The organism is Acidimicrobiales bacterium (assembly GCA_035531755.1).
Classification (GTDB): domain Bacteria; phylum Actinomycetota; class Acidimicrobiia; order Acidimicrobiales; family UBA8190; genus DATKSK01.
Map to the genome: position 1 here is coordinate 23,343 of DATKSK010000021.1, position 22,660 is coordinate 46,002.

Below are 22,660 nucleotides of genomic sequence, written 5' to 3' on the forward strand. Positions count from 1 at the left end.
TGCTCAGTCGACGGCGCCGGCGGCGCGCAGGGCCCCCAGCCGTTCCTGATCGATCCCCCACGCCCGCAGGGCGTCGTCGGTGTCCTGCCCGGCGACGGGCGGCGGCCGGTGGACCTCGGCCGGTGTCCGGCTGAAGCGGGGTACGGGTCCGGGCTGCACCACGCCCTCCACCTCCACGAAGGTGCCGCGCTGCACGTTGTGGGGATGGGTGTGCGCCTCCCACGGCGAGAGCACCGGCGCGCCGCAGGCGTCTGTCCCTGCGAAGGCGTCGGCCCACTCGTCGCGCGTCCTCGTCCGGAAGACCGCCGCGAACCGCTCCTTCATCGCGGGCCACTGCTCCCGGTCGTTCTGGGCGGGCAGGTCCTCGCCGTCGAGCCCGAGCACCCGGAGCAGCTCGGCGTAGAACTGGGGCTCGATGGCGCCCACGGCGAACCATCGCCCGTCGGCGGTGTCGTAGACCTCGTAGTACGGGGCGCCGCTGTCGAGCACGTTGACGCCGCGCCCCTCGGTCCACAGCCCGAGCTGGCGGAAGGCGTACGTCATGGTCATGAGCGACGCCGCACCGTCGACCATGGCGGCGTCCACGACCTGGCCGCGCCCCGAGCGCTGCGCCTCCACCAGCGCGGCGCACATCCCGAAGGCGAGCAGCATCCCGCCGCCGCCGAAGTCGCCCACCAGGTTGAGCGGTGGCACCGGGCGCTCCCCCGCCCGCCCGATCGGCCACAGGGCCCCCGCCAGGGCGATGTAGTTGATGTCGTGCCCGGCCGTGGAGGCGAGCGGGCCGTCCTGGCCCCACCCCGTCATCCGCCCGTAGACCAGGCGGGGGTTGCGCGCCAGGCACGGCTCGGGGCCCACCCCCAGGCGCTCGGCCACCCCCGGCCGCCATCCCTCGACCAGCCCGTCGGCCTGGGCGACGAGGTCGAGCACGAGGGCCACCCCGTCGGGGTGCTTCAGGTTCACCGCCACCGACCGCCGGCTGCGGTTGAGCAGGTCCCAGTGCGGGCCCGCCGTGGCCACCGGCGGGGTGCCGGTCGCCCGGTCGACGCGCAGCACGTCGGCACCGGCGTCGGCGAGCAGCATGCAGGTGTAAGGGCCCGGGCCGATGCCGGCGAGCTCCACCACCCGCACGCCCTCGAGCGGGCCGCTCACGGCGCCACCGCTCGCGTGCCCGGCACCGCCGCCGGCTCGCCCGCCGGGGCCGGCGCCCGCCGGGCGTTGGCGACGACGGCCGCCACCACCCCGGGCCACGTGGCCGGCGGGATCTCGTGGCCCATGTCCGGGACCACGAGCAGCTGCGCACCCGGGACGGCGCGCGCCGTGGCCTCGCCCCCGTCGAGCGCCACCAGCGTGTCCACGTCGCCGTGGACCACGAGCGTCGGCGCCCGTACGCCGGCCAGCGCCGCGGTGCGGTCGCCTGACGCCACGATGGCCATGATCTGGCGCCCCACCCCCGCCGGGTTGAGGCCCCGGTCGTAGAAGCGCTCGAAGCGCCCGCGCCGCCAGGCCTCGTCCACGAGCGCCCCGCGTGACCCGATCACCCGGGTGTTGGCGAGCTCGGTGGTGACGTAGGCGTGGCGGTCGGCCGGCGGTCGCCGCATCACCACCGCCATGGCCTCGTCGGTGGGCAGGCCCACTCCGGGCGCGCCGGTCGTGGACATGATCGAGCACAGGCTGCGCACCCGGGCCGGGTGCCCGATGGCGAGCGCCTGGGCGATCATGCCCCCCATCGACGTGCCCACCACGTGGGCGTCGCCGATGCCGAGGGCGCCGAGCAGGCCGGCGGTGTCGCCGGCCATGTCGTCGAGGGTGTACGCCACGGCGTCCCGGTCGCCGCGCCGGATGGCCCCGAGGTCGGGCCCGGGCCCCGCCGCCATCGACGTCGACCGGCCGGCGTCGCGGTTGTCGAAGCGCAGCACGCGGAATCCTTCGGCCACGATCAGCGCGCAGAAGTCGTCGTCCCACCCGATGAGCTGGCGCCCGAGGCCGGCGATGAGCACGACGACGGGGTCCCCGGCCGCGCCGAGCAGCTCGTAGCAGAGCTCGACGTCGCCGACGGCCACCCGGTCCATGCCCGGATGCTGGCCCCGGGGGTGGGTGGGGGTCAAACCGGTCGTGCCATGCTCTGGCCCCGATGGCCCATCCCCCCGAGCCGGTGCCCGGTGTCCCGGTACGCGCCCACAGCCCCGGCCGGGTGAACCTCATCGGTGACCACACGGACTACAACGAGGGCGTCGCCCTCCCCATGGCCGTCGACCTCGGGACCACGGTGACCTTCGTCCCCGACGGCGGGGACCGCGTGGTGCTGTGGTCGGCCGACGAGCCCGAGCCCGCCGACGTCGACGTGCACGTGCCGTTCGACCCCGCGCTGCTCCGGGCGGTGGAACCGCGCTGGGCGCGCTACGTCGCCGCCGTGGTGGCGGCGGTGCACCCCGCGTCCGGCGGGCGGGGGCGGGTGGCGACGACCCTTCCCATCGGGGCCGGGCTGTCGTCGAGCGCGGCGCTCGAGGTGGCCACCGCGCTGGCGCTCGGGCTCGAGGCCGAGCCGGTGACCGTGGCGCGCCTCTGCCAGCGGGCCGAGCAGGCCGCCACCGGCGTGCCCGCGGGGCTCATGGACCAGCTCGTCGTCAGCGCGGCGCGTCCCGGCCACGCCCTGTTGATCGATTTCGCCGACCTGTCGACCGAACACGTCGCCATCCCGGCCGGCGCCGAGGTCGTGGTGGTGCACTCCGGCGAGACGCGCACGCTCGACCGCTCCGCCTACGCGGCGCGCCGGGCCGAGTGCGAGGCCGCCGCCCGCCGGCTCGGGCCGCTCGGGCGCCTCGGGCCGACCGAGGCCGCCGGCATCCCGGACCCGGTGCTGCGCCGCCGGGCGCGCCACGTGGCCAGTGAGTGCGAGCGCGTCCGGTCCGTGGTCGGCGCCCTGCGAACCGGGGACCTGGCCGAGGCGGGACGGCTCATGACCGCCAGCCACCACAGCCTGGCGCACGACTTCGACGTGTCGACGCCCGCGCTCGACGCGCTGGTGGCGTGGCTCGGGGCGCAACCGGGCGTGTTCGGGGCCCGGTTGACCGGGGCCGGGTTCGGCGGGTGCGTCGTGGCGCTCACCGAGCCCGGCGCCGTCGACGTCGGCGCCCTGCCCACGCCGGCGTGGCGGGTGCGCGCCACGGGCGGTGCGAACGTGGTCTCAGGCCTCTGACCAGCGTCGGGGCTCGAATTGTCGAGCTGGGGTGATGGAAACGCCGACACGACGCACGAGTACCTCGTCGTGGTGCTCGCGAACAGGAGAACAGCGCGTGCACACACTCCGGACGGCCATCGAGCGCGGACGGCTCGAGGCGCAGCGGGGGCGGACGGCCGATGGTGGGCGGTCGGGAGTGGCGTGCCTCATCGGACGGCAGCGCTCAGGGCGACGAGGGCGGCCTCGAGGGCGGCGACGGGGACCGCCTCCTGGCGGACACAGCCGTGGACGGCGCGCACGGGCGCAGTGGCCTCCCACGTCGTCGGGCCGAGCCAGGACTCGTCCACCGGGCCCCAGTCGACCTCGCCGGCGGTGGCGACCGGGCAGCCCACCATTGCCGACCACAGCGGGTCCGCCGGGCGCAAGCGCACGAGGCCCGCTCCGAGGGCGGTGGCCGCCGCGCCGGACGCGATCCTCAGCCCTTCGGGATCCAGGTCGCCCCAGTACCAGATGGCGGCCGGATGCCGGTCCTCCCAGGCGAGGGCGGCGATCGAGGACTCGACCGATGCCCCTGACCCGAACGCCACCCGGCCGATGGGGCCGGCGATGCGCTCGAGGATCGTGGAAGCAGCCCAGAACGGGTCGGAGTTCTCGACCACGAAGACCTCGGGCCCGTCCCCGACGCGGCGCATGGCGAGGGGTGGTGGATAGCGCCTGGCGCCGAGGAGCTCGAGGCTCAGACGCCCGGGGCCGAAGAGGGCGGACTTCGTCAGGTCGTCGAGGCGCTTCTCGTCGCCGAAGATCTCCGATGACCGCATGCGGAGCGGCAGCGGCTCGTCGCCTTCGGGCCCTCCGCCTCCCAACCAGTCGTCGACGGCGAGGAGGTCGGTGACCAGGCGCTCGGTCAGTGTCGTCAGGGACGCCACCCAGGCGAGCTCGGGGCACCAGGGGTGGCTCCGCCACGTGCCCGGGCGCCGGGCACGGCGCGCCCCGGGGACGGTGACGAAGAAAGGCAGGGCCGGCGTGGTGCTGCGGTCCCACGAGGCCGCGGCGGGGAGCGTGAGGTGCCCGATGGCGGCGAGGTCGTCGAGCGAGGCGACGAGCAGCTCGAACTGATCAGCGCGGCCCCGCAGCTCGGGGGCGGCCTCGGACCACGACCGGAGCAGGGCGCCGAGAGGGAGCTTCACCCGGCCGGCAGCGTCGATCCGGGCCCGCAGGCGCTCGGTGCGCGAGGTGACCACCGTCACCCGGAGGTGCCCGTCTCCGGCGGTGTGCCCTCCGGCGCCTCGGCGCCGTTTGCCGTCGGCCGCACGTCGGCGCCCTGTCCGTCGGGGGGAGCGGCCGGCACCACCGTCGGGAGGTCGGCGGCGACGGTGTAGCCGGTCGCGCTCAGGAAGGCGTTGTCGGTCTGCTCTCCGTGGTCGCCCAGGACCGAGGCGCGTACGGCCGAGAGGAGCTCGGGGTCATCGACCCGCAGGTAGTGCAGGCCGCGGCGCTGGTCCCGGTCGTTGCGCAGCCGCAGCACCCGGGCCCGAGGCCCCTCGAAGGAGGTGAGGACCGCCGGGTCGTCCAGACCCGTTGCACACACCAGCTGGATCCCGGCGCGTGCGGCGAGCGCCTGCTGCATCCGGATGAGGGCGGGGTTCGACGCCGCGCCGAAGGGGTTGTCCGCGATGAGCACCCCCGGCGGGCGCGCCCGGCTCGTACGGTTCTGGGCCCGCACCCTGGCCAGCGTGCAGTACAGGAGCACCGCCAGTGTGAGCTCCTGGCCACCGGAGTACTCGCGCTCGATGCGGTCGGGGCTGCGATACGCCAGGGCGAAGTCGACCGACGGCTTGAGCACCTGCACCCGCCACCCGCCGCCGGCACCGGAGCGGACCGTGTCGCGAAGGGCGTCGGCCAGCCACCGGGTGGGCTCGGGGCGGCGCTTGGGGTCGGCGGCCAGGTACTGCGCCCACTCGTCCACCCGGGCGGCCAGCTTGCCGTGGACGTCGGGGGCCGGCGCCCGATCGAAGTCGATCCGGAAGGCAGGCTTCCCCGACAGCTCGCCCAGTCCTTCGGGCATCTGTGAGCAGCGCGTGACCTCGCGCAGCATTCGGAGCTGGGCGTCGCACATCGACTCGAGCTGACCCACGAGGATCGCACGGTGACGGTCGAGGTCGGCCAGGTCGGCAGCGAGGCCGGCGGCCCGGATGCGGGCGTCGCGGGCCCAGGTATCGGCCTGGGGGGCGACGTCGTCGATCTCCGCGCTCTGGCAGCGGTCACGCAGCGTCGAGACCAGCGCGCCGTACTGACGCGAGGCGGCCGTGGTGCGGACCTTGGAGTGGGCCGCGCTGCGCGCCTCGGTGGCCATGGCCAGCTCCCGGCCCGCCGCCTGCCAGTCGGCGGCGCAGACCGAGAGCGCCGCGGTGGCGTCGTCCTTCCCGCCGACGAAGGCGGGGGCCGTGATCGTGTCGTCGGCCGGGCCGAGCCACGAGGTGGCGACGAAGAGGAAGTCCTCCGCAGCACGCCGGGCGTCGGCCAGGTCGGCCTTGGAGCGATCGAGGGTCGACGCGAGCCGGCTCAGGCGCTCGCGATCGACGGCGAGCAGGTCGTTGACCCGTTCGAGGAGGTCGCCGGCGCGTTGCGCATCGGCCGGCACCCACTCGGTCGGCAGTGTGACGTGCACCTGGCGGTCCTCGGGGGAGCGCTCGGCCAGGGTGCGCACCGCATCGGCGTGGTCCTGATCGGCGCGGGCCTTGACGGCGAGCTGGCGACGGTGCTCCTCCTCGGCGTCGGCAACCCTGTGGGCGAGCAAGGTGGCGTTGGATGCCTCGAACATCCCCAGATACTCCGACGCGGTGGCGCGAGCGGTGGCGTCGATGGTGTCGACCACGGCGCGGGCGTCTGCCACCTCGCGGCTGGTCCGGTCGAGCCGGTCCGCGTGGTCCGACCCTCGCTCGGCCTCCGTCAGCTCCTCGCGCAGAGCGCGCAGCGTGGCGGTGAGCTCGGGGAGCGGCGTGGCCGGGACAGCGCTCGCGGGCTCGATGCCGACCTCGGCCTGGTCCCTGCGGGCGGCGCGGCCCTCGGCGCGCGCCGTCGCGGCGGTCTCCTGGGCCCGTGCTGCAGCGGCACGGGCATCGCGCCCGGCGTCGGTCGCGGCGCGCTCGTCCCGCTGGGCGCGTTCTTGAGCGTCGACCACCCCGGCGCGGCGCGCGCCGGCGGTGGTCGCGGCGGCTTCCCGAACGGCAGCGGCGCGGGCCCGCTCGCCGCGGGCAATGGCGTCGGTCATCTCTGCACCGACCTCCCGCAGGCTACGGGTGGCGCCGGCCCGGCGCCCCTCGGCGTCGCCCGTGGCCGCACGGAGTCGGGCGACCTCTGCGTCCGCGTCGGCGACCGCGGCCTCTTCCAGGTGGATCTGTTGGACCAGTGCATCGTGGGGCTCGGCGTTCCAGCGCCCGACGAAGCTGGTGAGCTCGGCCGCGACCCGGCGCTCCGAGGTGGCCGCCGCTCGGGCGTGCCCGGCGCGGTCGGCAGCAACCCTCCGTCGGTCTCGCAGTTCGTCGGCCGTGCGCTGCGCCCACGCCGGGTCCCACAGGGCGCGATGGGGCTCGACGACGCCGCGGGTAGGGCTCGACGTGCGGTCGTGGGCCGCTTCCCGGTCCCTGTCGGCGGCGATCTGCGCGAGCTCGCCCGCACTCACCACGACAGCCAGGCGGGGACGTTCTGCCCGGCCTTCGAGCAGGGCGAGAGCCTCGGCCAGTCGGGCAGGGTCGGTGACCACGATGCCGTTCGCCAGCTCGGGGTGCGCCTCGATGACCCGACGGGCGAGGGTGGGGTCGTCGTGGTGGGCGAGCCAGTGCCACCCGGTGACCGCGCCGATGCCCCCGTCCGTGAGCGCCCGGCACAGGGTTTCGATGTCGTCGACGGTGACGAGCATGTCCCCGGACTCGAGGGGCGCGAGCTCGCGGTCGATGGCCTGGACCTCGGCGTCCCGGTCCGCCGCTTCGCGCTCGGCCTCGGCGGCACGTGTCGCGCACCCTTCGGCCACCCGCGAGGCCATGGCGACGTCGGTGATCTCACCGCCGGCCTCGGCCCGCACGGCCTCGTCGGCATTGAGCCGGCCGATGTCGTCGAGGTAGCGCGTCTTGCGCTCCGTGAGGGTGTCGCGGCGGCGGCGGGCCTCGTCGAGGGTGGCCCGGGCCGTCTCGAGGCGCGGTGCGAGGGCGGCCAGCTCGATGTCGGCGGCGTCGAGTTGCTCCCCCGCGCTCGCCTCGCGTTCGCGCAGCAGCCCAACCGTGCGCTCCCACCGCGCCTCGGCATCGGCGGCGCGTTCGGAACGCTTGGCGTCGCCGGCGCTGACCAGGGCGCCGAGGGCGGTGCGGGCCGCCGTCTCCGCCGCGGTGATGGCGCTCAGCTCCTGGCGGGCCGCGCCGCGTGCCTCGAGCGCGGCGGTGCGGGCCCGCTCGGCGCGCTCGGCCTCCTCGGCGTGGCGGGCGACATCGGCCTCGGCCGCCGTCACCCGCTCGTCGGCTTCGGCGGCCAGCGCCGCGTGCTTGGCGGCCAACGCCGCCCCGACCGCATCGACCCGGGCGCGCAGGGGGGCCAGCTCGCCCTCCGCGCTCTCGTAGTCCCGTCGCGCCGCGTCGGCCACGGCGTGTGCGTTGGCGAGGCGCTGGACCGGCCCGACCGCTTGCCAGGCGTCACGCTCGGCGGCGGCGGCCTCGAGCTGTGCGCCCACCGTCGCGAGCCGCTCCTCGGCAGCCGCGACCTCGAAGCGGGCCAGTTCGAGGCGCAGCTGGGAGCGGACATCCTCGTTGCGCCGAACGGTGGCGGTGAGGGCGGTGACCTCGGCGCCCTGGGTCTCGACGCGTTCTTCGATGGCCTTTGCCGCCCGGTCCTCGTTGTCGGCGCGACCGGTGAGCGCCGCCGCGAGCTCCGCCCCCCGGTATCCGGTGTCTCGCTCGGCAGTGCGTGCGTCGCGCAGGCGCCGGTCGGCCGATCCCAGGGCTTCGAGGTGCTCGACCATCGCACCACAGAACACGGCCTCGACCTCCCAGTCACGGCGTTGGGCCGACGAGGCGGCGTACTCGCGCAGGGTCGTGGTGAACGCGCCGATGGCGTCGATGTCGTTGAGGACCTCGACGAAGAAGCGTACGACCTCTTCGCCCGAGGTGAAGCGCTTCACCAAGGCGCCGGCCCCGCCCTCCTGGTCGTTCATCCGCATCTGGTAGCGGAACAGCTCAGGGTCCAGCGGTGTCTGCTCGTCGAGGACCCGTGCCCACTCGCCTTGCTGGGAGGTCCAGATGAACCGCGCGCTGGGCCGCGCGGCGAAGACCTCCTCGGTGCGGGCCCGGAAGTCCTCGAGGGTCCGGCGTGTGCGCGCGTCGGTGTTGAAGGGCAGGTCGTCGATGCCCAGCTCCTCGGAGCGGAAGGTGTACCAGGCGCGCTTGAGGTCTGATATCGGCGCCACGCCGCCCGGGCGGGTGCGATTGGGCCACTCGTAGACCGCCCCGGTGACGAAACGGCCCACGCCGGTGGCCTCCCACTCCAGGACCACGTGCGCGGTGTCGCCGCTCTGGACGTATTCGCCGATGTTGGCCTTGCCCACCTGGTGCTTGGCCGCCGTGACCAGGACCGAGCAGGCCAGGGTGATGAGCGTCGTCTTGCCACCGGTGTTGGTCAGCGCCAGGAGGCTGCGGGCCGACGCTGCTCCCTCCGGCGTGGTGAGCGCGAGGTCCAGAGGGTCGGAGCGCGCTTCGTCGGGGCCGACCGAGCGCAGGTGGAGGCGGCGCAGGGCCAGGCCCGGCGGTTCGGCCTCGAGCGGGGTGGCGTCGGGGATCATGAGGGTCATCGGGTCTCCGCGGGGGCAAGGGAGCCGAGGTCGGCGGGGTCGAGCGGCTCGTCGGACGCGCCGTCGGCGTCGACTGCGGCCGTGTCGGCGGCGACGATCTCGTCGGCGGGCTCGTCGCGCACCGCCTCGAGCAGGGCGCGGAAGAGGTCCGAGTCCTCGACGATGCTCCGCGCCACCAGCCGCATCCGCGGCGTGGCCCGCCAGGTCCCGTCATCGTCGTCGGAGGCCCTCAGGAGCAGCCCCTCGTCCTCGAGGAACCGGCACACCTTCTTCACCAGCCCGACGCGGTCCTTGGCCGAGGCCCGCTGCGCCGCGGCGCGGCCGCGTCGCAGCGCTGCCCACTCGCGCCACAGCTCGCGCTCTTCGGGGCGATCGGCGTCGGGGTCGCCTGCCTCATCGGCGAACCTGGCGACGAGGCGCTCGAGGTACTCGGTCACCCCGGCCGCGCTCACCCGCGCGACACGCAGCGGGTCGTCGAGGTGCTGTGGTTGGGGGTAGCAGACCTTCACCACGCACAAGAGCACGACCCCCGACAGCGCCCGGCCCCCGGTCGGGTTGGTCCGGGCCATGAACTGGGAGAGCGGCATGCGCAGCGGCGAGTCGCCACCTGCAGTGGCGATGACCCCGACGTCGCCGTCGACGATGAGGGTGAGCCCCGCCCCGGCCGCCACGGAGTCGCAGACCTCGGCGAACTCCGCGTCCTCGTCGTAGCGCTGGACGAGTCGCTGGTACCGCGCGTCGCGGGCCGGGCGCTCCTTGGGGCGCGCGCAGTACCCGAGGAGGCGCCCGGCGTCCGCCAGGTCGTCGCTCGAGACGGCCGGGGTCATGAGGACACCTCCATGGTCGTGAGGGTGGCTTCGGGCGTTTCGGGCGGGGTCGGACCGAGGACGACCGGTGCGAGGAGCAGGTCGTCGGCGTCGATGCCAGCAGTGGCGAGGCGGGTGCCGGTGGGGATGGCCACGACGACCGCAGTGTCGCGCTCGGCCCCGGCGAAGGGCGTGGCGATGTGTTCGTGGGCCACGTGGCAGACCGCGGCCACCAGGCCGGACCGATCGAGGGGTGAGCCCTGGACGTCGAGGTGCTCTTCGGCGACCGACAGCGCGCGCTCGATGAGCGTGCCGAGCCGAGTGGGCGCGGTGAGCGAGGCGATGAGCGCGTCGGCCAGGCCCCAGTACGGCTCCCACCAGACGATGGCGGCGGTCTCGGCGAAGGTGGGATCGGGCAGCGGTTCCCCCGTCGCCGGATCACGCGGCGCCTCGAAGAGCTCGTCGAGGAGGACGGCACCCGAGGCGAGCGCGGGCTGGTGCAGCCCCCCGACGCGCGCCAGGAGCCCCTCGCACCACGGGGCGACCCGCCGAGTGGGGGCGCCGAGCGCGGGCAGGACCAGGTCCGCTTCGACCTCGGCGCGCTGGCAGCTCCCCGGGGAGCGGGCGAATCGCTCGTCCTGGGCGCGGCGCAGCTCTCCCCGGGCACGCAGCAGGTGGCGCTGGAGCTCGCTGTGGCGCTGCCCACTTTCGCGCAGGAGGGTCACGAGCCGGTTCGCCGTCTGGCGCAGGGCTGTGTCCGTGGCGGCGGCGCGGTGCCCCTCGATGGCGGAGACCAGCGCCCGTTCGCTGGCGAGGCGCTCCTCGACGTGATCGAGGGCTCGGGCGAGGATGGCGGGGACCTCCTCGTCCCAGTCGAAGGCGTCGGGGTCCACGAGGGTATCGCGGACCACACCGCGGATGTACTCCATGTACTGGATGGTGACGTAGCGCTTCGTCTGGGCCACGGCGACGGCAGAGTCGAGCGCGCCGCGGCGCACCAGCTCCTGGATCTGGAAGTCCGACGCGATGGCCGCGCTCTCGGGGTCCATGTCGAGGGCGTTCACGAGCACGTTGACGGCCTGCGCGCTGGCACGCAGATGCGTCGTGTCGTCCGCGTTCCACTGCTCGTAGAGCAACTGGTAGCTGTGCACGCGCCGGACCGGGGCGTCGCCGGCGTGGTCGACGTAGGTGTACTCATGGGGGTCTTCGCCGACGAGGGCGCGAAGGACGCGGGCGGCCACCGCGGCGTGCTGCTCGAGCGGCGCCCCCGGGCACTGGCGGGCAGCCTCGGATTCGAGGTACGTGCGCGCGTCGTCGTAGAGCATCCCGGCCGAGACCCCCATGGCCAGGGCCACCTGGTCGATGACGGCAAGGCCCAGGCTCATGAGGTCGTAGTCGTCCCAGAACCCGCCCCCGTAGGACTCCTTGTTGCGGTCGAGGTCGTGGAGGGGGCGGGTTGCCGACACCGACTTCGTCCTCCGGACGACGGCGGTGTCGTCGGTGGGGATCCGCAACAGCGGCGAACCGAGAGGGTCGCCGAGGGCCGACACCTCGACACCGAGGTCTTCGCTGGCGGCGGCGTCCGTGGCGCGGCCCTCCTCCTGGTCCTGCGTGTCGCCTGCCCTCATCGTCGCTCCTCCGCCCACCGGCACCAGCGGGCGCGCGGCGTCGCTGGACCACGCCCCAGTGTGCCAGGGCGCTGTGTCGCCGCAGTCGGGGCCGGGCGTGCCGGCGTTGCACCCCGACCCGTCGAGTGGCCGGTGTGGCGGTTGGGGCCGACCACGGATATGACCTCTCCGATGCCCACGGCGATCGGGGGCAGCCACGTCACTTCGACCGGGACCTTCGAGGGTCCGCCTCGGGGCCCGTGCCCGGGTGCAAGGCGTGCAAGTCGGCCTGGCGGCCCCTGCCCTCCCTCTTCATCGTGTCGGTGACGGTCCACGGCGTGACCTGCTCGACGTCCTCATCATGCGGTGTTGACCTCACCATCATGCGGTGTTGACCTCACCGTCGTCAGAGCCGGTCGAGCAGCTCCGCCTTCTTGGTGGCGAACTCGGCGTCGGTCACGATGCCCCGACGCCGCAGCTCGTCGAGCTCCACCAGCAGGTCGGCGATCGACGCCTCGCCCCGAACGGGCGCGACTCGCGTCGTGCCCGAAGGCGGCGTGTCTCCCGACCCGGGGCCGGCGTCGTCCCACGTCCGGCGCGTGGTGCCGGCCGGGGTCGGCCCGGGCCGGCGGTGGACGGCGTCGATCTGCTCGGTGATGACCGCCTGCACCGCCGCGGGCCGCGGCACGTGGTCGAAGACGATCACGCCCGTCTCCCCGCCCATCTCCACCAGGAGCTCGCCGCTGCGGAACAGCCTGGCGGCGATCGACTGGTGGTACGAGAGCTGGTTCACCCGCTCGAGCCGCAGCTCGAGCCCGTTGCGCGAGAGGACGCCCGAGCGCTGCACGATCCGGCTCGTGGTGACGACCAGATTGGTGGCGAACCAGCGCACGAGCCGCCCCGCCAGCCACAGCGCCGACACCGACACCGACACCAGGAGCAGGTACAGCACCCCCACCGGGGCGTGCGGGAAGGAGGCCACGACCGCGATGGCGAGGACCACGACGGCGACGGCGACGACCAGCGGCCAGCCCAGGAACGCCCAGTGCGGCCGGAGCTCGACGATCACGTCTTCGTCGTCGGTGAGCAGCCGGCGGGGAAATGGCATGCCCGCCCAGCGTATCCCCGTGCCTGGGAAGACAGCGGGAATCCCGGGCGCCGGCGGCCCGACGGTGCATCGGCGCGGCGCCCTGTAGGCGGCGCCCGCTCAGGCGAGCTTGCCCGCGATGCCCCCGGCGCTGCGCAGGACGGTGCCGTCGGCGCCCGCCGCGGAGTGGTGCACCGCCGGGCGCTCGAGGGCCTCGGTGATCAGCGCGTCGAGGAGCCCGAGGAACGGCACCGGCGGGTCGACCCACAGGTAGCGCGCCAGGGAACCGGGGATCGTGTTGACCTCGTTGACGAACAGCGTGTCGCCGTCCGACAGGAAGTCGATGCGCGCCACACCGCGCACGTCGGTGAGCGCCATCACGCGCCGCGCCACGTCGTGCAGCGCCGACACCAGCGGCCCGGGCACGTCGGCCGGGACCTGGCGCGGCGCGCTGGCCATCCCCTCGCCGCCCACGTACTTGTCGGCGTAGCCGAGGATCTCCGACGCCGGGGTCGTGCGCAGCGGCCGCTCCACCGCTGACAGGGCGGGCCGGGGCCAGGCCCGCACGGCCAGGTTGAGGTCGAAGAGGTCCGGGCGGTACGGCTCGACCACGGCCCCCCGACGCAGGTGGGGGTTGGCGCCGAGACGGCCGACGGCCGTCCCCAGGTCCTCGACGACCTCGATGCCGATCGACGACCCGCCGTAGCGCGGCTTCAGGATGTAGGGCCCGGGGAAGCCGACATCAGCGCCGTCGGCCCCCAGCAGCGCGCGCGGGAGCGCCGGCAGGCCGGCGGCCCCCACGACGCCGGCGAACGCCAGCTTGTCCATGCCCAGTGCGGCGGCGGCCACCCCCGGGCCCGTGTAGGCCAGACCCGCCAGGTCGAGGGCGGCCTGGAGCGACCCGTCTTCGCCCGGGCCGCCGTGGCAGCAGTTGACCACCACGTCCACCATCAGGGGCCGGGGCCGGCCCAACCGGCCGCCCGCCGGCACGAAGCCCGCACCTTCCCCCCCGGCCACCAGGCGCAGGCCCTCGGCGGCGCGGGGGACGCCCTCCACGAAGTCGACGGCTTCGAGCCCGGCGTCGACGCGGAACCACTCCCCCGTCTTCGTCCAGTACAGGCCGGTGACGTCGCGCCCGGCGCCGGCGAGCTCGTGCGCCGCCTGCAGCCCCGTCAGGATGCTCACGTCGTGTTCGGGCGACGGTCCCCCGAAGGCGACGGCGGCGTGGGCGGTGGTGGCGTTCAACGGTCTGCTCCCGAGCTCGGTGAAATCGCGGGACGCCACGCGGGGGGCGGTCCGGGCGCGCTCAAGGGTAGTGGTCGGGCAGGTCGTTCTCGTACAGCACGACGTCGCCCCGCCCGAGGTGGGCACGCACCCACCCGATGGCCTGGTCGCGCGTCCGGACCACCACCACCCGGGCGGGCCGGGAACCGGCGGGCTCGCCGACCGCCGGGGCGCTCGTGCCGGAGGACGCCCGGGCGCCGCGCCGCAGCGCCCGGCGGTTGGTGCGGCCCACGACGACGAGATCGGTGGCGACACCGGCCGCCTCCCGCGCGAAGCGGGCATTCTCCTCGGCCTGGCGGGCACCGAGCTCGACCATCCCGGGCGTGACCACGACGCGCCGCTGCGCGCCCTGTCCCAGACGCTCCAGCGCCTCCAGCGCCGCCCGGGCGCCGGCGGGGTTGGCGTTGTAGGTGTCGTCGAGCACGGCGAACCCCCCCGGGCTCACCGACGGCTCCAGCCGGTGCGGCGACGCCGGCAAGGTGGCCAGACGTCGGGCCACGTCGGCCGGGGGCACGCCGAGCTCGACGGCCACGGCGACGGCGGCCGCCAGGTTCCCCGGGCGCACGTCCACCTCGACATCGCGGGCGATCTCCTCGCCCCGGACGTGCACGCGCCGCCCGCCGGGCCCCCCGGTCACCGCCACGTCGGCCCCGGGATCGCGCCCCGAGGCGCGCCACACGGTCGTGCCCCCGGCGGCGGTGGCGTCGGCCAGCGCCGCGAGTCGCGGGTCGTCGACGACGAGCACGGCGCAGCGCGCGCCCGCCAGGATCTCGGCCTTCGCCCCCAGGACGCGCTCCTCGGATCGGAATCGCTCCAGGTGGACGGGGCCGATCGCGGTGATCACGGCCACCTCGGGCCGGACCCACGTGCACAGCTCGGCGATCTCACCGGGTCCGTACGTCCCCATCTCGGCCACGAACACCTCGGTGCCGTCGGCGAGGTGCTCGTTGACGGCCCGGGCCAGCCCGGCCCGGTTGTTGAAGCTGGCGGGGCTGGCGACGACCGTCATGGCGCCCCCGACCAGGTGGGCGACGTACCCCTTGGTGCTCGTCTTGCCGTAGGAGCCGGTGATGGCCACCACCCGGGGTGCGACCCGGCGAAGGCGCGCCGCGGCCCGCGCCACGTGGGCCCCGGCCAGGCGCCGTTCGAGTGGTGCCACGAGGGCGCAGGCCAGGTCGACGAGGGCCGGGGCGGCCAGCGCGGCGGCCGCCGCGCCGACGGGGCCCTGCCCGGCGAGGGTGGCCACGGTGACGGCGGCGGCCTCGAGGACGATCCACACCACGGCGAGCGTCCGCAGGCGACGTGTCCACGCCAACGGTGCGGTGCGGCCCCGCAGGCCCAGGCCGACCGGGCCCACGGCGACCACCACGGCGGTGGCGAGGGCGGTGACCGGCCACCGCGACGCCAGCACCACGCCGGTGACCGCCACCGCCAGCCCGAGCGTGTTGACGGGAACGACGGCCCCCCACCGGACGGCGAAGCGCGACGCCGAGTCGGCGAGATAGTGCTCCCGCTGCGCCACCCGCAGCCACCGGACCCCGGAGAGCAGGATCGACAGCCCGCAGGCGGCCACGACCACCGAGCGCAGCACGTGGCCGTCGCCGCCGAAGGACGCCCCCAGGACGACTCCGGCCGCGCCCGGTGCCGGAGCGGTCACGTCCGTCGGGCGAGCGCCCGCTCGACGGCGGCGCGCAGCTCGCCAGGGGCGGTGAGCGGCGTGAGGTGACCCGCCCCCGGGCACACGGTGAGGCGGGCGTCGGGCAGCGCGTCGACGATGGCGCGCGCCACCGACAGGGGTGCCTCGGCGTCGTCGTCCCCCCACACGAGCTCCACCGGGCAGCGCACCGCCGCCAAGGCGTCGTCGTAGCGCTCGTTCACCAGTCGCACGAGGATGTCGCGGATCACACCCTCGGCGGCGCGGTAGTCGGCCGAGCCGTGCCGACGCCGGGCGCGCTCCATGCGGGCGTCGCCGACGAGATGTGCCCGGTGCATGGCACGGGCCACCCGGAACACCACCGGAGGACGCCGGCGGCCGCCACGCGCGACCAGCGGCGCGCCACTGAGCACGAGCGCCCCGACCAGCTCAGGCCGCGCCGCCGCCAGCCGGACGGCGATGCGCCCTCCGAGCGAGTGCCCGACCACGACGACGCGTCGGGCGCCCCCCTCGCCACCGCCCCCCTCGCCACCGCGCTCCTCTCGGGCGCCCCCCTCGCCACCGCGCTGCGGGGGCGCGTCGAAGAGCCGTGCCACCGCGGCGGCGTAGTCCACCGATCCCCAGGCGACGGCGGGGGCCGGGGTGGCGCCGAACCCGGGCAGGTCGGGCGCCAGGGTCGGGAGCGGGCCCTCCGGCCACGCCGGCCCCACCGACCCGGCGAAGTCGGCGTGGGTCCGCCGCCAACCGTGCAGGACGAGCACCGACGGCGGCCCGTCTCCCCAGGTCTCGCCATACATCGCCCCACCGCCGAGCGACCGCAGCACCCGGGCGAGGCTAGTGCCGGTACCCGCCGCCCCCGCCCATCCCTCGCCCCGACACACCCCCCCGGTACGGTCGCCCCGGTGACACGCTCCATGCCCCGCGAGCCCGACGTCCCCGGGCTCCTGGCGGGCCTCACGGAAGCCCAGCGACGGGCGGTGACGTGTGACGACCTGCCGCTGTGCGTCCTGGCGGGCGCGGGGTCGGGGAAGACCACCGTCCTGGCCCGGCGCGTCGCCCGGCGCGTCCTCGACGGGTCGGCGGCCGCCGAGCGCACCCTGGTGGTCACCTTCACCCGGAAGGCCGCGGGCGAGCTGCGCGACCGGCTCGGTCGCCTGGGGGTGCCGGGTCGGGTGTCGGCCGGGACCTTCCACGCCGTCGCCCTGGCCCAGTTGCGGCGCCACTGGGCGGACCGGGGCGTGCGGCCCGCGGTGCTGATCGACGATCCCTCCCGCCTCGTGCAGGCGGCGCTGGGCCCGGCCCCCGCCGGCACGGGGAATGTCGCCGCCGTGCTCGCCGAGCTGCACTGGGCCCAGGTGCGCATGCTCGGGCCGGACCGCTACGCGTCGGCGGCGGCGGCGGCCGGGCGGGCCGCGCCGCCGGGGCTGACCCACCACGAGGTCGCCGAGGCCTTCGACCGGTATGTCGTCGAGAAGGACAAACGGGGCGTCATCGACCTCGACGACCTCGTCACGCGGTGCGCGATCGTGCTCGAGGACGACCCCGAGGCCGCGGCCGCCCAGCGCTGGCGCATCCGCCACGTGTTCGTCGACGAATTCCAGGACGTCAACCCGGCCCAGTGGCGACTGCTCATGGCCTGGCTCGGCGACGGGCGCGATCTGTTCGTGGTCGGCGACCCCCGCCAGGCCATCTACTCCTGGAACGGCGCCGACCCGACGCTGCTCGACCGCCTCCCCGTGCTCCTGGCGGGCACGGCGGTCCTGCACCTCGACGACAACCACCGGTCCACGCCCCAGGTGGTGTCCGCCGCCCGGGCCGTCCTCGGCGGCCACCCGGGCCGGGCGTCGCGGCCCGACGGTCCGTGGCCCGTGATCGAGGGCTTCGACGACGACGACAGCGAAGCCGCCGCCGTCGGGCGCTGGCTGCGCCGGACGCACCGGCCGGGGCATCCGTGGTCCCACCTGGCCGTGCTGGCACGGACGAACGCCCGCCTCGAGCCCGTCGCCCGGGCGCTGTCGGCGGCGGGGATCCCCGTCCGCCTCACCGGCTCCACGACGGCGACCAGGTGGCGCGGGGTGCTCGCCGAGCTCCGGCGGCTGCCCGACGGTCGCCCGTTGCGAAGCGCCCTCGCCGAGATGGTGATGAGCCGGGAGTCGCAGCGGCTCGACGATCCCGGGCGCCTCGGCGGCCCACCGGCCCCGACGGCACCGGGCGCCCTCCCGCCCGCCCTCGCCCGCCTGGCCGACGAGCACGCGCTCGAGTCCCCCGACGCCACCGTGGGCGAATTCCTCGAATGGCTCGCCGCCGGCGGCGAGGGCGAGGGGGCGCTCGACCCGGTCGACGGCGTCGAGCTGTCGACGTTCCACCGGGCCAAGGGGCTCGAGTGGCCGGCGGTCGCCGTGGTCGGCCTCGAGGACGGCATGGTCCCCATCGCGTACGCGGTCACGCCCGATGCGGAGGCCGAGGAGCGTCGCCTGTTGTACGTCGCGCTCACGCGGGCCGAGGACGAGCTGTGGTGTTCGTGGGCCCGCACCCGCCGGGCCGGGGACCGGACGTGGCGCTGCCGGCCGTCGCCGCTGCTGGCCGCGGTGGAGGAGGCGAGCAACGCCGATCGGCCGAGCGGCGACCCCCGCCTGCTGGCGTCCCGGGTGGCGTCGCTCCGGGCGCGGTTGCCCGACGCCGGCTGAGCCTGCCCGAGGTTCGGGGCTACACCTCGACGTCGACGAGCACCGGAGCGTGGTCGGAGGGCTGCTTCCCCTTGCGGGCGTTGCGGTCCACGAGCGCATAGGTGACCTTCGCCGCCAGCGGCCGGCTCAGCATGACCAGGTCGATCCGCAGTCCCATGTGCTTGTGGAAGTTCCCGGCGCGGTAGTCCCACCACGTGAACAGCCCGTCGTCGCCGTAACAGAGCCGGAAGGCGTCGACGAGGCCCCAGTGCTCGAGCGCCTGCACGCGCTCGCGCTCCGGCGCAGTGACGTGGGTCGAGCCCGCGAAGGCGGCCGGGTCCCAGACGTCACGGTCGTCGGGGGCGACGTTGAAGTCCCCGCACACCGCCACCGGGTCGGTGGGCGTGCAGTTACGCGCCAGGTGCTCGCGCAACGCGTCGAGCCAGACCAGCTTGGAGTCGTAGTGCTCGCTCCCCACGTCCCGGCCGTTGGGGACATACACGCTGTGGACCCGGACGCCCCCGCAGGTGGCGGCCACGATCCGGGCGCCCTGGGCGTCGACGGGGCTCCCGAACCCGGCGGCCACGTCCTCGAGGCCGACGCGGCTCACGATGGCCACACCGTTCCAGCGGCCGTCACCGTGGGACGCCGATTCGTAGCCGAGGGCGGAGAACGCCATCGTGGGAAAGGCCGCGTCGGCGAGCTTGGTCTCCTGCATGCACAGCACGTCGGGTCGTGCGTACTCGATCCACTCCTCCACACGCGCCAGGCGCGCGTTCAGCGAGTTGACGTTCCAGGTGGCGATACGCACGTCGGGCGACCTCAGGCGTCCACGATGACGAAGAGGAGGTCGGCCTCGCAGGCGAGCTGGCCTCCCACCGACGCCCGGCCCCGCCCCGTGCCCGCCCGGGCCGACAGCCGACCGAGCGTCACCTCGAGGTCGAGGACCTCGCCTGGCACCACCTGGCGGCGAAAGCGCGCCTTGTCGATGCCTCCGAACAGCGGCAGACGCCCGGCGAAGCGCTCGTCGGCGAGGACCGCTATCCCCCCCAGCTGGGCCAGGGACTCCACCATCAGCACACCGGGGAGGGTGGGTCGGCCGGGGAAGTGCCCGGCGAAGAAGGCCTCGTCACCGCGCAGGTACCACGAGCCCCGGGCGCGCCGGCCCGGCTCGAGCTCGGTCACCTCGTCCACGAACAGGAACGGGGGCCGGTGCGGCAGGACGTCCTGTGGTCGCGGCACGGCCGCCGAGGTTACCGCCCCTCGTCGGGAGGAGCGGCTGCCCGGCCGTCGGGCTCGCTCGCCCCTGCGGGCGCGGTCGCCCGGCTTACGGGTAGCCCGTACAGGCCGAGGGGTACTTCCCCGAGGGCGTCTTGCAAGCGCCCGAGACCACCGTGAAGGCGGCGAAGCCCCACTGCGACGTGCCGGGGTTCAGGTAGTAGGGCGGCGACAGGTACACGAGCCGTTGGTCGTACTGGTAGTTCTTGGCGTAGCCGGTCACGATGGTGCCGCCCGACGACGTCCCGACCGGCCCTCGCCAGTCCTCGTCGATGGTGCCGTACATGTTGATCGAGCCGAGCTTGTTGCCGGTGTTGTAGTTGTTCACCAGGAACGAGTGGTTCAGCGCCAGGATGACGGCGTCGATGATGGGATCCGACAGGTCGCAGGTGACCGCACCCGCGCCCGGGCTCGACGAGCACGAGCTCACGTTGTTGCCTCCGCTGTCAACGGGGTGGTTCACCTCGACGTAGTTCAGCGCCACCAGCCCCAGGACGTTCGTCGACGGGGCGGCGGGATTCGTCTGGGTGCACTTTCCGGCGGACATCGTGTCGGTGTAGCAGAGGTTGCCGTCGATGACGATGTTGTTGGCGGCCCCCACCGTCGTCGGATTGGTGATCGTGCCCTGGACGATGGCGTCCCCGGCCATGACACCCCCGGTGCCCGTCTCGCCCGCGCTCGCCAGGGGGTTCAGCTGTGCCGTGGTCCCGGTGGCCCCGTTGCACTTACCGTTCGCCTGGTTCGTGCACCCGCCGACGAACACGACGCCGTTGGCTGGCAGGCTGACAGAGCCTCCCTGCGACGCGGGCATGCACGCGTTGGCCGTGTTGGCGGCGTCATTGAGGGTGTCGTTGGAGCTCGACGTACCCGGCGCCCCGGACGGCTTGCCCTTGGGCGTCCCGTAGCTCGTCACGTTCATGGTCGTGCCGTTCAGCACGATCGTGGTCGGGCCCTCGTAGTAGCACCCATTCGCCTTCGCGAGCGTCTCCAGCGTGGAGTTGTCGCTCGGGATGGGCTGGATCGGCACGCCGTTGGTCCACGTCCCGGAGACCTTGGGTGATCCTGAGCAGTCCTGGACCCACTTCTGCTGGGTATCGGCCGTCTGGACGTTCTGCACGCTCGGACTGCCGCACAGCCAGATCGTGTCGTTCACGAACAGGTTGCCGGTGAGCGAGTCGGCGGTGACGAAGTCGACGTTCGCGCAGTTGGTCCCGAGCTTGTCGACGCCCCCGCCGGCCGGGTTCCAGTAGTAGGTGCACTTGGGAGTCCCGTTGTTGCCGTACTGCGCCACGACCGGTGGGTCGATCTGGTTGAAGTTGATCCACAGCACGTTGAGCAGGAAGCTGTTGAGCGGCTGCAGCGTGACGACCGCGGTCTGATAGTTGTACGTGTTCGGGTAGCCCGCCGCCCCCACGACGTCGATGCTGAGGTTTCCCGTCGAGGTGTTGATCTTGGGGTTGTCGATCAGGAACCATGCCGGGGGGCCGTTGGCGGACCCGCTCCCCGGGACCGACGTCCACGTCCCGAAGCTCAGTGCGCTGCACGATGACGAGGCCGACGTGAGCGCCGAGGTGCCCACCGGCGAACCCGCGCCGTTGACGAAGGTCGCGTTGCACGCCGCGAAGTTGGAGTTGGCGTTCACCGCGTAGAGGTACTCGTCGAGGCCCGACACCATGGCGCGGTAGGCCTGGTGCTGGACGAGGTCCTTGGTGACGATCGGGAACTGCTGGAAGGTGTTCTGCACCAGCATCACGGTCCCGAGCGACAGGATGAGGATGATGCCGAGGACGAGCGGCATGGTCTGGCCGTGCTGGCCGTGCTGGCCGGGCCGGCGGCCCCACCGGCCTCCGGCGTGGGCCGGTCCATGGGGCACGGAGTGTGTGGTCATGGTCATCCCACCGTCGCGTTGTAGTTGGGCGAGAACAGGTACGCCAGGGACTGGTAGCCCGTCGGCTGCCCACCGGGGTTCTTGGTGGCCTGCAACGTGATGCCGACCGCGGTGATCTGTGCCAATTGCGTCGACGTGCACGCGTTGTCGAGGACCGAGGCTCCCGAGGAGTACGTGGCGTTGGCCGTGAAGGTCGACACCGGGATCGACGTGGCGCTGACAGGCTCGGTCGCCGTGGCGGTCAGGTCCTGGGTGTTGACACCCGAACCGAGGACGATGGTGTCGCCCGATGTCACCGGGTTGGTCAGGGCGTTGACCGAGAGGGTCGGGGTCGTGTACCTCGTTCCCGCGGTGTACGTCCCCGACCTGAGCGTGGTGCCGCCCGAGCCCGGCGGCGGCCCGCCGCATGTGCCACCCCCCTGCAGGGTGTAGGTGAAGACCGGGCTCCCCCCCGTGCCGTTGGTCAGGTAGTTGATGAGCAGGATCGACCGTGTTGCCGACGCGCTGCCGTAGTTGCACGTTCCGCCGGGGTTGGCGGCAAAGGGACAGGTGTTCGGCTGAGCCGTGTAGATGTCAGCCGAGAAGGCGCGCCCCGTGGCGGAAGACGTCACCGACACCACGACCTTCTCGGGCCCGTTGGCGTTGCCGGTGTTGGCATAGAACGTGACCGCGTTGGCGCTGGCGGACAGGAACGGTGACGCCGACCCTCCGGGGGCGGGGTCGACGGCCTCGTGGACGAAGCGGGTCACGACCTCCGACGCCAGGACGAGTTGGTCCAACGAGTTGTAGGTGTTCTGCACCGTGGTGCTCTCCCTGAAGAAGACGGGGACGATCGGGAACGCAGCCGCCAGGACGATCGCCATGACGAGGACCGTCAAGGCCGTCTCGACCAGCGTGTAGCCGCCGTCGCGGGGCTCGGAGCTCATGGCACTGTCACCGGGAGGGAGGCGCCGTAGTAGTCCGTGCCGCCGTAGACCACACTGTTGGCGCCCACCACCACGCCGCTCAGGGTCGTGGTCTGGTTGTTGTTGGGGTCCGTCACCGTGATGTTGTAGGTCTGCGGCAGGATCGCCGTCTGGTCGCTGTAGGCGGTCCCCGAGCCGGCCATCCCCGCCAGCGTGTAGACCTCGCCGTTCGAGGCCGAGCAGCCGTCGGTGCCGGCATTGGGGTCGGCCACCGTGGCGGTCGCCGTCGGGGCCTGGGCGCCCCCCCCGGTCTGGGTCACGGCCAGGGAGACCGGGGTGAGCCCGGTGATGGTCGCCGATGTGCTCCCCTGCGGCGTCACTGTGAACGTGGAAGGTATCGCCGGCTGCTCCTGGGTCACGCCCGCGACGGTCGAGCAGTCTCCGTACCAGACGGAATATGGCGTCGGGGAGGGA

Annotated in this window: 17 protein-coding genes; 2 read left to right on the top strand and 15 right to left on the bottom strand. The window is 74.2% G+C overall.

Annotation, left to right across the window (positions count from 1 at the left end; genetic code table 11):
- Positions 1 to 3: 3 nt before the first annotated feature.
- Entirely contained in the window at positions 4 to 1,149 is a 1,146-nt protein-coding gene (locus tag VMV22_04415) for a CaiB/BaiF CoA-transferase family protein (protein HUY21565.1), read from the bottom strand.
- Positions 1,146 to 2,069 (bottom strand): alpha/beta fold hydrolase, encoded by a 924-nt coding sequence (locus VMV22_04420; protein HUY21566.1) that lies wholly within the window; start codon positions 2,067 to 2,069, stop codon positions 1,146 to 1,148. The genes VMV22_04415 and VMV22_04420 overlap by 4 nt, the downstream gene beginning before the upstream one ends.
- A 62-nt stretch (positions 2,070 to 2,131) precedes the next feature.
- On the opposite strand from VMV22_04420, the gene VMV22_04425 reads away from it, so the two are divergent.
- Positions 2,132 to 3,196, top strand: coding sequence for a galactokinase family protein (locus tag VMV22_04425; protein HUY21567.1), 1,065 nt, complete (start codon positions 2,132 to 2,134; stop codon positions 3,194 to 3,196).
- A 188-nt stretch (positions 3,197 to 3,384) separates the two neighbouring features.
- On the opposite strand, the gene VMV22_04430 is transcribed toward VMV22_04425, so the two are convergent.
- The 8 genes from VMV22_04430 to VMV22_04465 all read right to left on the bottom strand — a co-directional run bounded on the left by VMV22_04430 (position 3,385) and on the right by VMV22_04465 (position 16,273).
- Entirely contained in the window at positions 3,385 to 4,425 is a 1,041-nt protein-coding gene (locus tag VMV22_04430) for a Wadjet anti-phage system protein JetD domain-containing protein (GenBank protein HUY21568.1), read from the bottom strand.
- Positions 4,422 to 9,011 carry a hypothetical protein gene (locus VMV22_04435; protein HUY21569.1) on the bottom strand — a complete coding sequence of 1,530 codons (4,590 nt, stop codon included), beginning with the start codon at positions 9,009 to 9,011 and terminating at the stop codon, positions 4,422 to 4,424. Before VMV22_04435 ends, VMV22_04430 begins: the two co-directional genes overlap by 4 nt.
- Positions 9,008 to 9,838: a hypothetical protein gene (locus VMV22_04440; protein ID HUY21570.1), complete on the bottom strand. Its 831-nt coding sequence runs from the start codon at positions 9,836 to 9,838 to the stop codon at positions 9,008 to 9,010. The genes VMV22_04435 and VMV22_04440 overlap by 4 nt, the downstream gene beginning before the upstream one ends.
- The gene (locus tag VMV22_04445; protein HUY21571.1) at positions 9,835 to 11,445 is read right to left on the bottom strand and encodes a hypothetical protein; all 1,611 of its coding nucleotides are present in this window, start codon (positions 11,443 to 11,445) and stop codon (positions 9,835 to 9,837) included. The genes VMV22_04440 and VMV22_04445 overlap by 4 nt, the downstream gene beginning before the upstream one ends.
- Before the next feature lie 385 nt (positions 11,446 to 11,830).
- Positions 11,831 to 12,532 (bottom strand): PH domain-containing protein, encoded by a 702-nt coding sequence (locus VMV22_04450; GenBank protein HUY21572.1) that lies wholly within the window; start codon positions 12,530 to 12,532, stop codon positions 11,831 to 11,833.
- A gap of 99 nt (positions 12,533 to 12,631) precedes the next feature.
- Positions 12,632 to 13,795, bottom strand: coding sequence for a hypothetical protein (locus VMV22_04455; protein HUY21573.1), 1,164 nt, complete (start codon positions 13,793 to 13,795; stop codon positions 12,632 to 12,634).
- Between the two features lie 22 nt (positions 13,796 to 13,817).
- On the bottom strand, positions 13,818 to 15,452 hold the full coding sequence (gene murF / locus VMV22_04460) for a UDP-N-acetylmuramoyl-tripeptide--D-alanyl-D-alanine ligase (GenBank protein ID HUY21574.1): 1,635 nt from the start codon (positions 15,450 to 15,452) through the stop codon (positions 13,818 to 13,820).
- Positions 15,449 to 16,273 carry an alpha/beta hydrolase gene (locus tag VMV22_04465; protein HUY21575.1) on the bottom strand — a complete coding sequence of 275 codons (825 nt, stop codon included), beginning with the start codon at positions 16,271 to 16,273 and terminating at the stop codon, positions 15,449 to 15,451. Before VMV22_04465 ends, murF begins: the two co-directional genes overlap by 4 nt.
- A gap of 78 nt (positions 16,274 to 16,351) precedes the next feature.
- Here VMV22_04465 and VMV22_04470 point away from each other — a divergent pair, with 78 nt between their 5' ends.
- Entirely contained in the window at positions 16,352 to 18,136 is a 1,785-nt protein-coding gene (locus VMV22_04470) for an ATP-dependent helicase (GenBank protein ID HUY21576.1), read from the top strand.
- A 19-nt stretch (positions 18,137 to 18,155) separates the two neighbouring features.
- Here the strand turns inward: VMV22_04470 and VMV22_04475 are convergent, their stop codons facing one another.
- From VMV22_04475 to VMV22_04495, 5 genes are all read right to left on the bottom strand, one after another.
- On the bottom strand, positions 18,156 to 18,926 hold the full coding sequence (locus VMV22_04475) for an exodeoxyribonuclease III (protein ID HUY21577.1): 771 nt from the start codon (positions 18,924 to 18,926) through the stop codon (positions 18,156 to 18,158).
- Between the two features lie 11 nt (positions 18,927 to 18,937).
- The gene (gene fabZ, locus VMV22_04480; protein ID HUY21578.1) at positions 18,938 to 19,357 is read right to left on the bottom strand and encodes a 3-hydroxyacyl-ACP dehydratase FabZ; all 420 of its coding nucleotides are present in this window, start codon (positions 19,355 to 19,357) and stop codon (positions 18,938 to 18,940) included.
- Positions 19,358 to 19,442: 85 nt separating this feature from the next.
- Entirely contained in the window at positions 19,443 to 21,281 is a 1,839-nt protein-coding gene (locus tag VMV22_04485) for a hypothetical protein (protein HUY21579.1), read from the bottom strand.
- A 2-nt stretch (positions 21,282 to 21,283) separates the two neighbouring features.
- Entirely contained in the window at positions 21,284 to 22,207 is a 924-nt protein-coding gene (locus VMV22_04490) for a hypothetical protein (protein HUY21580.1), read from the bottom strand.
- Positions 22,204 to 22,660 (bottom strand): hypothetical protein (locus tag VMV22_04495; GenBank protein HUY21581.1); only part of this gene is annotated, 457 nt, incomplete at its 5' end. The genes VMV22_04490 and VMV22_04495, both read right to left, overlap by 4 nt.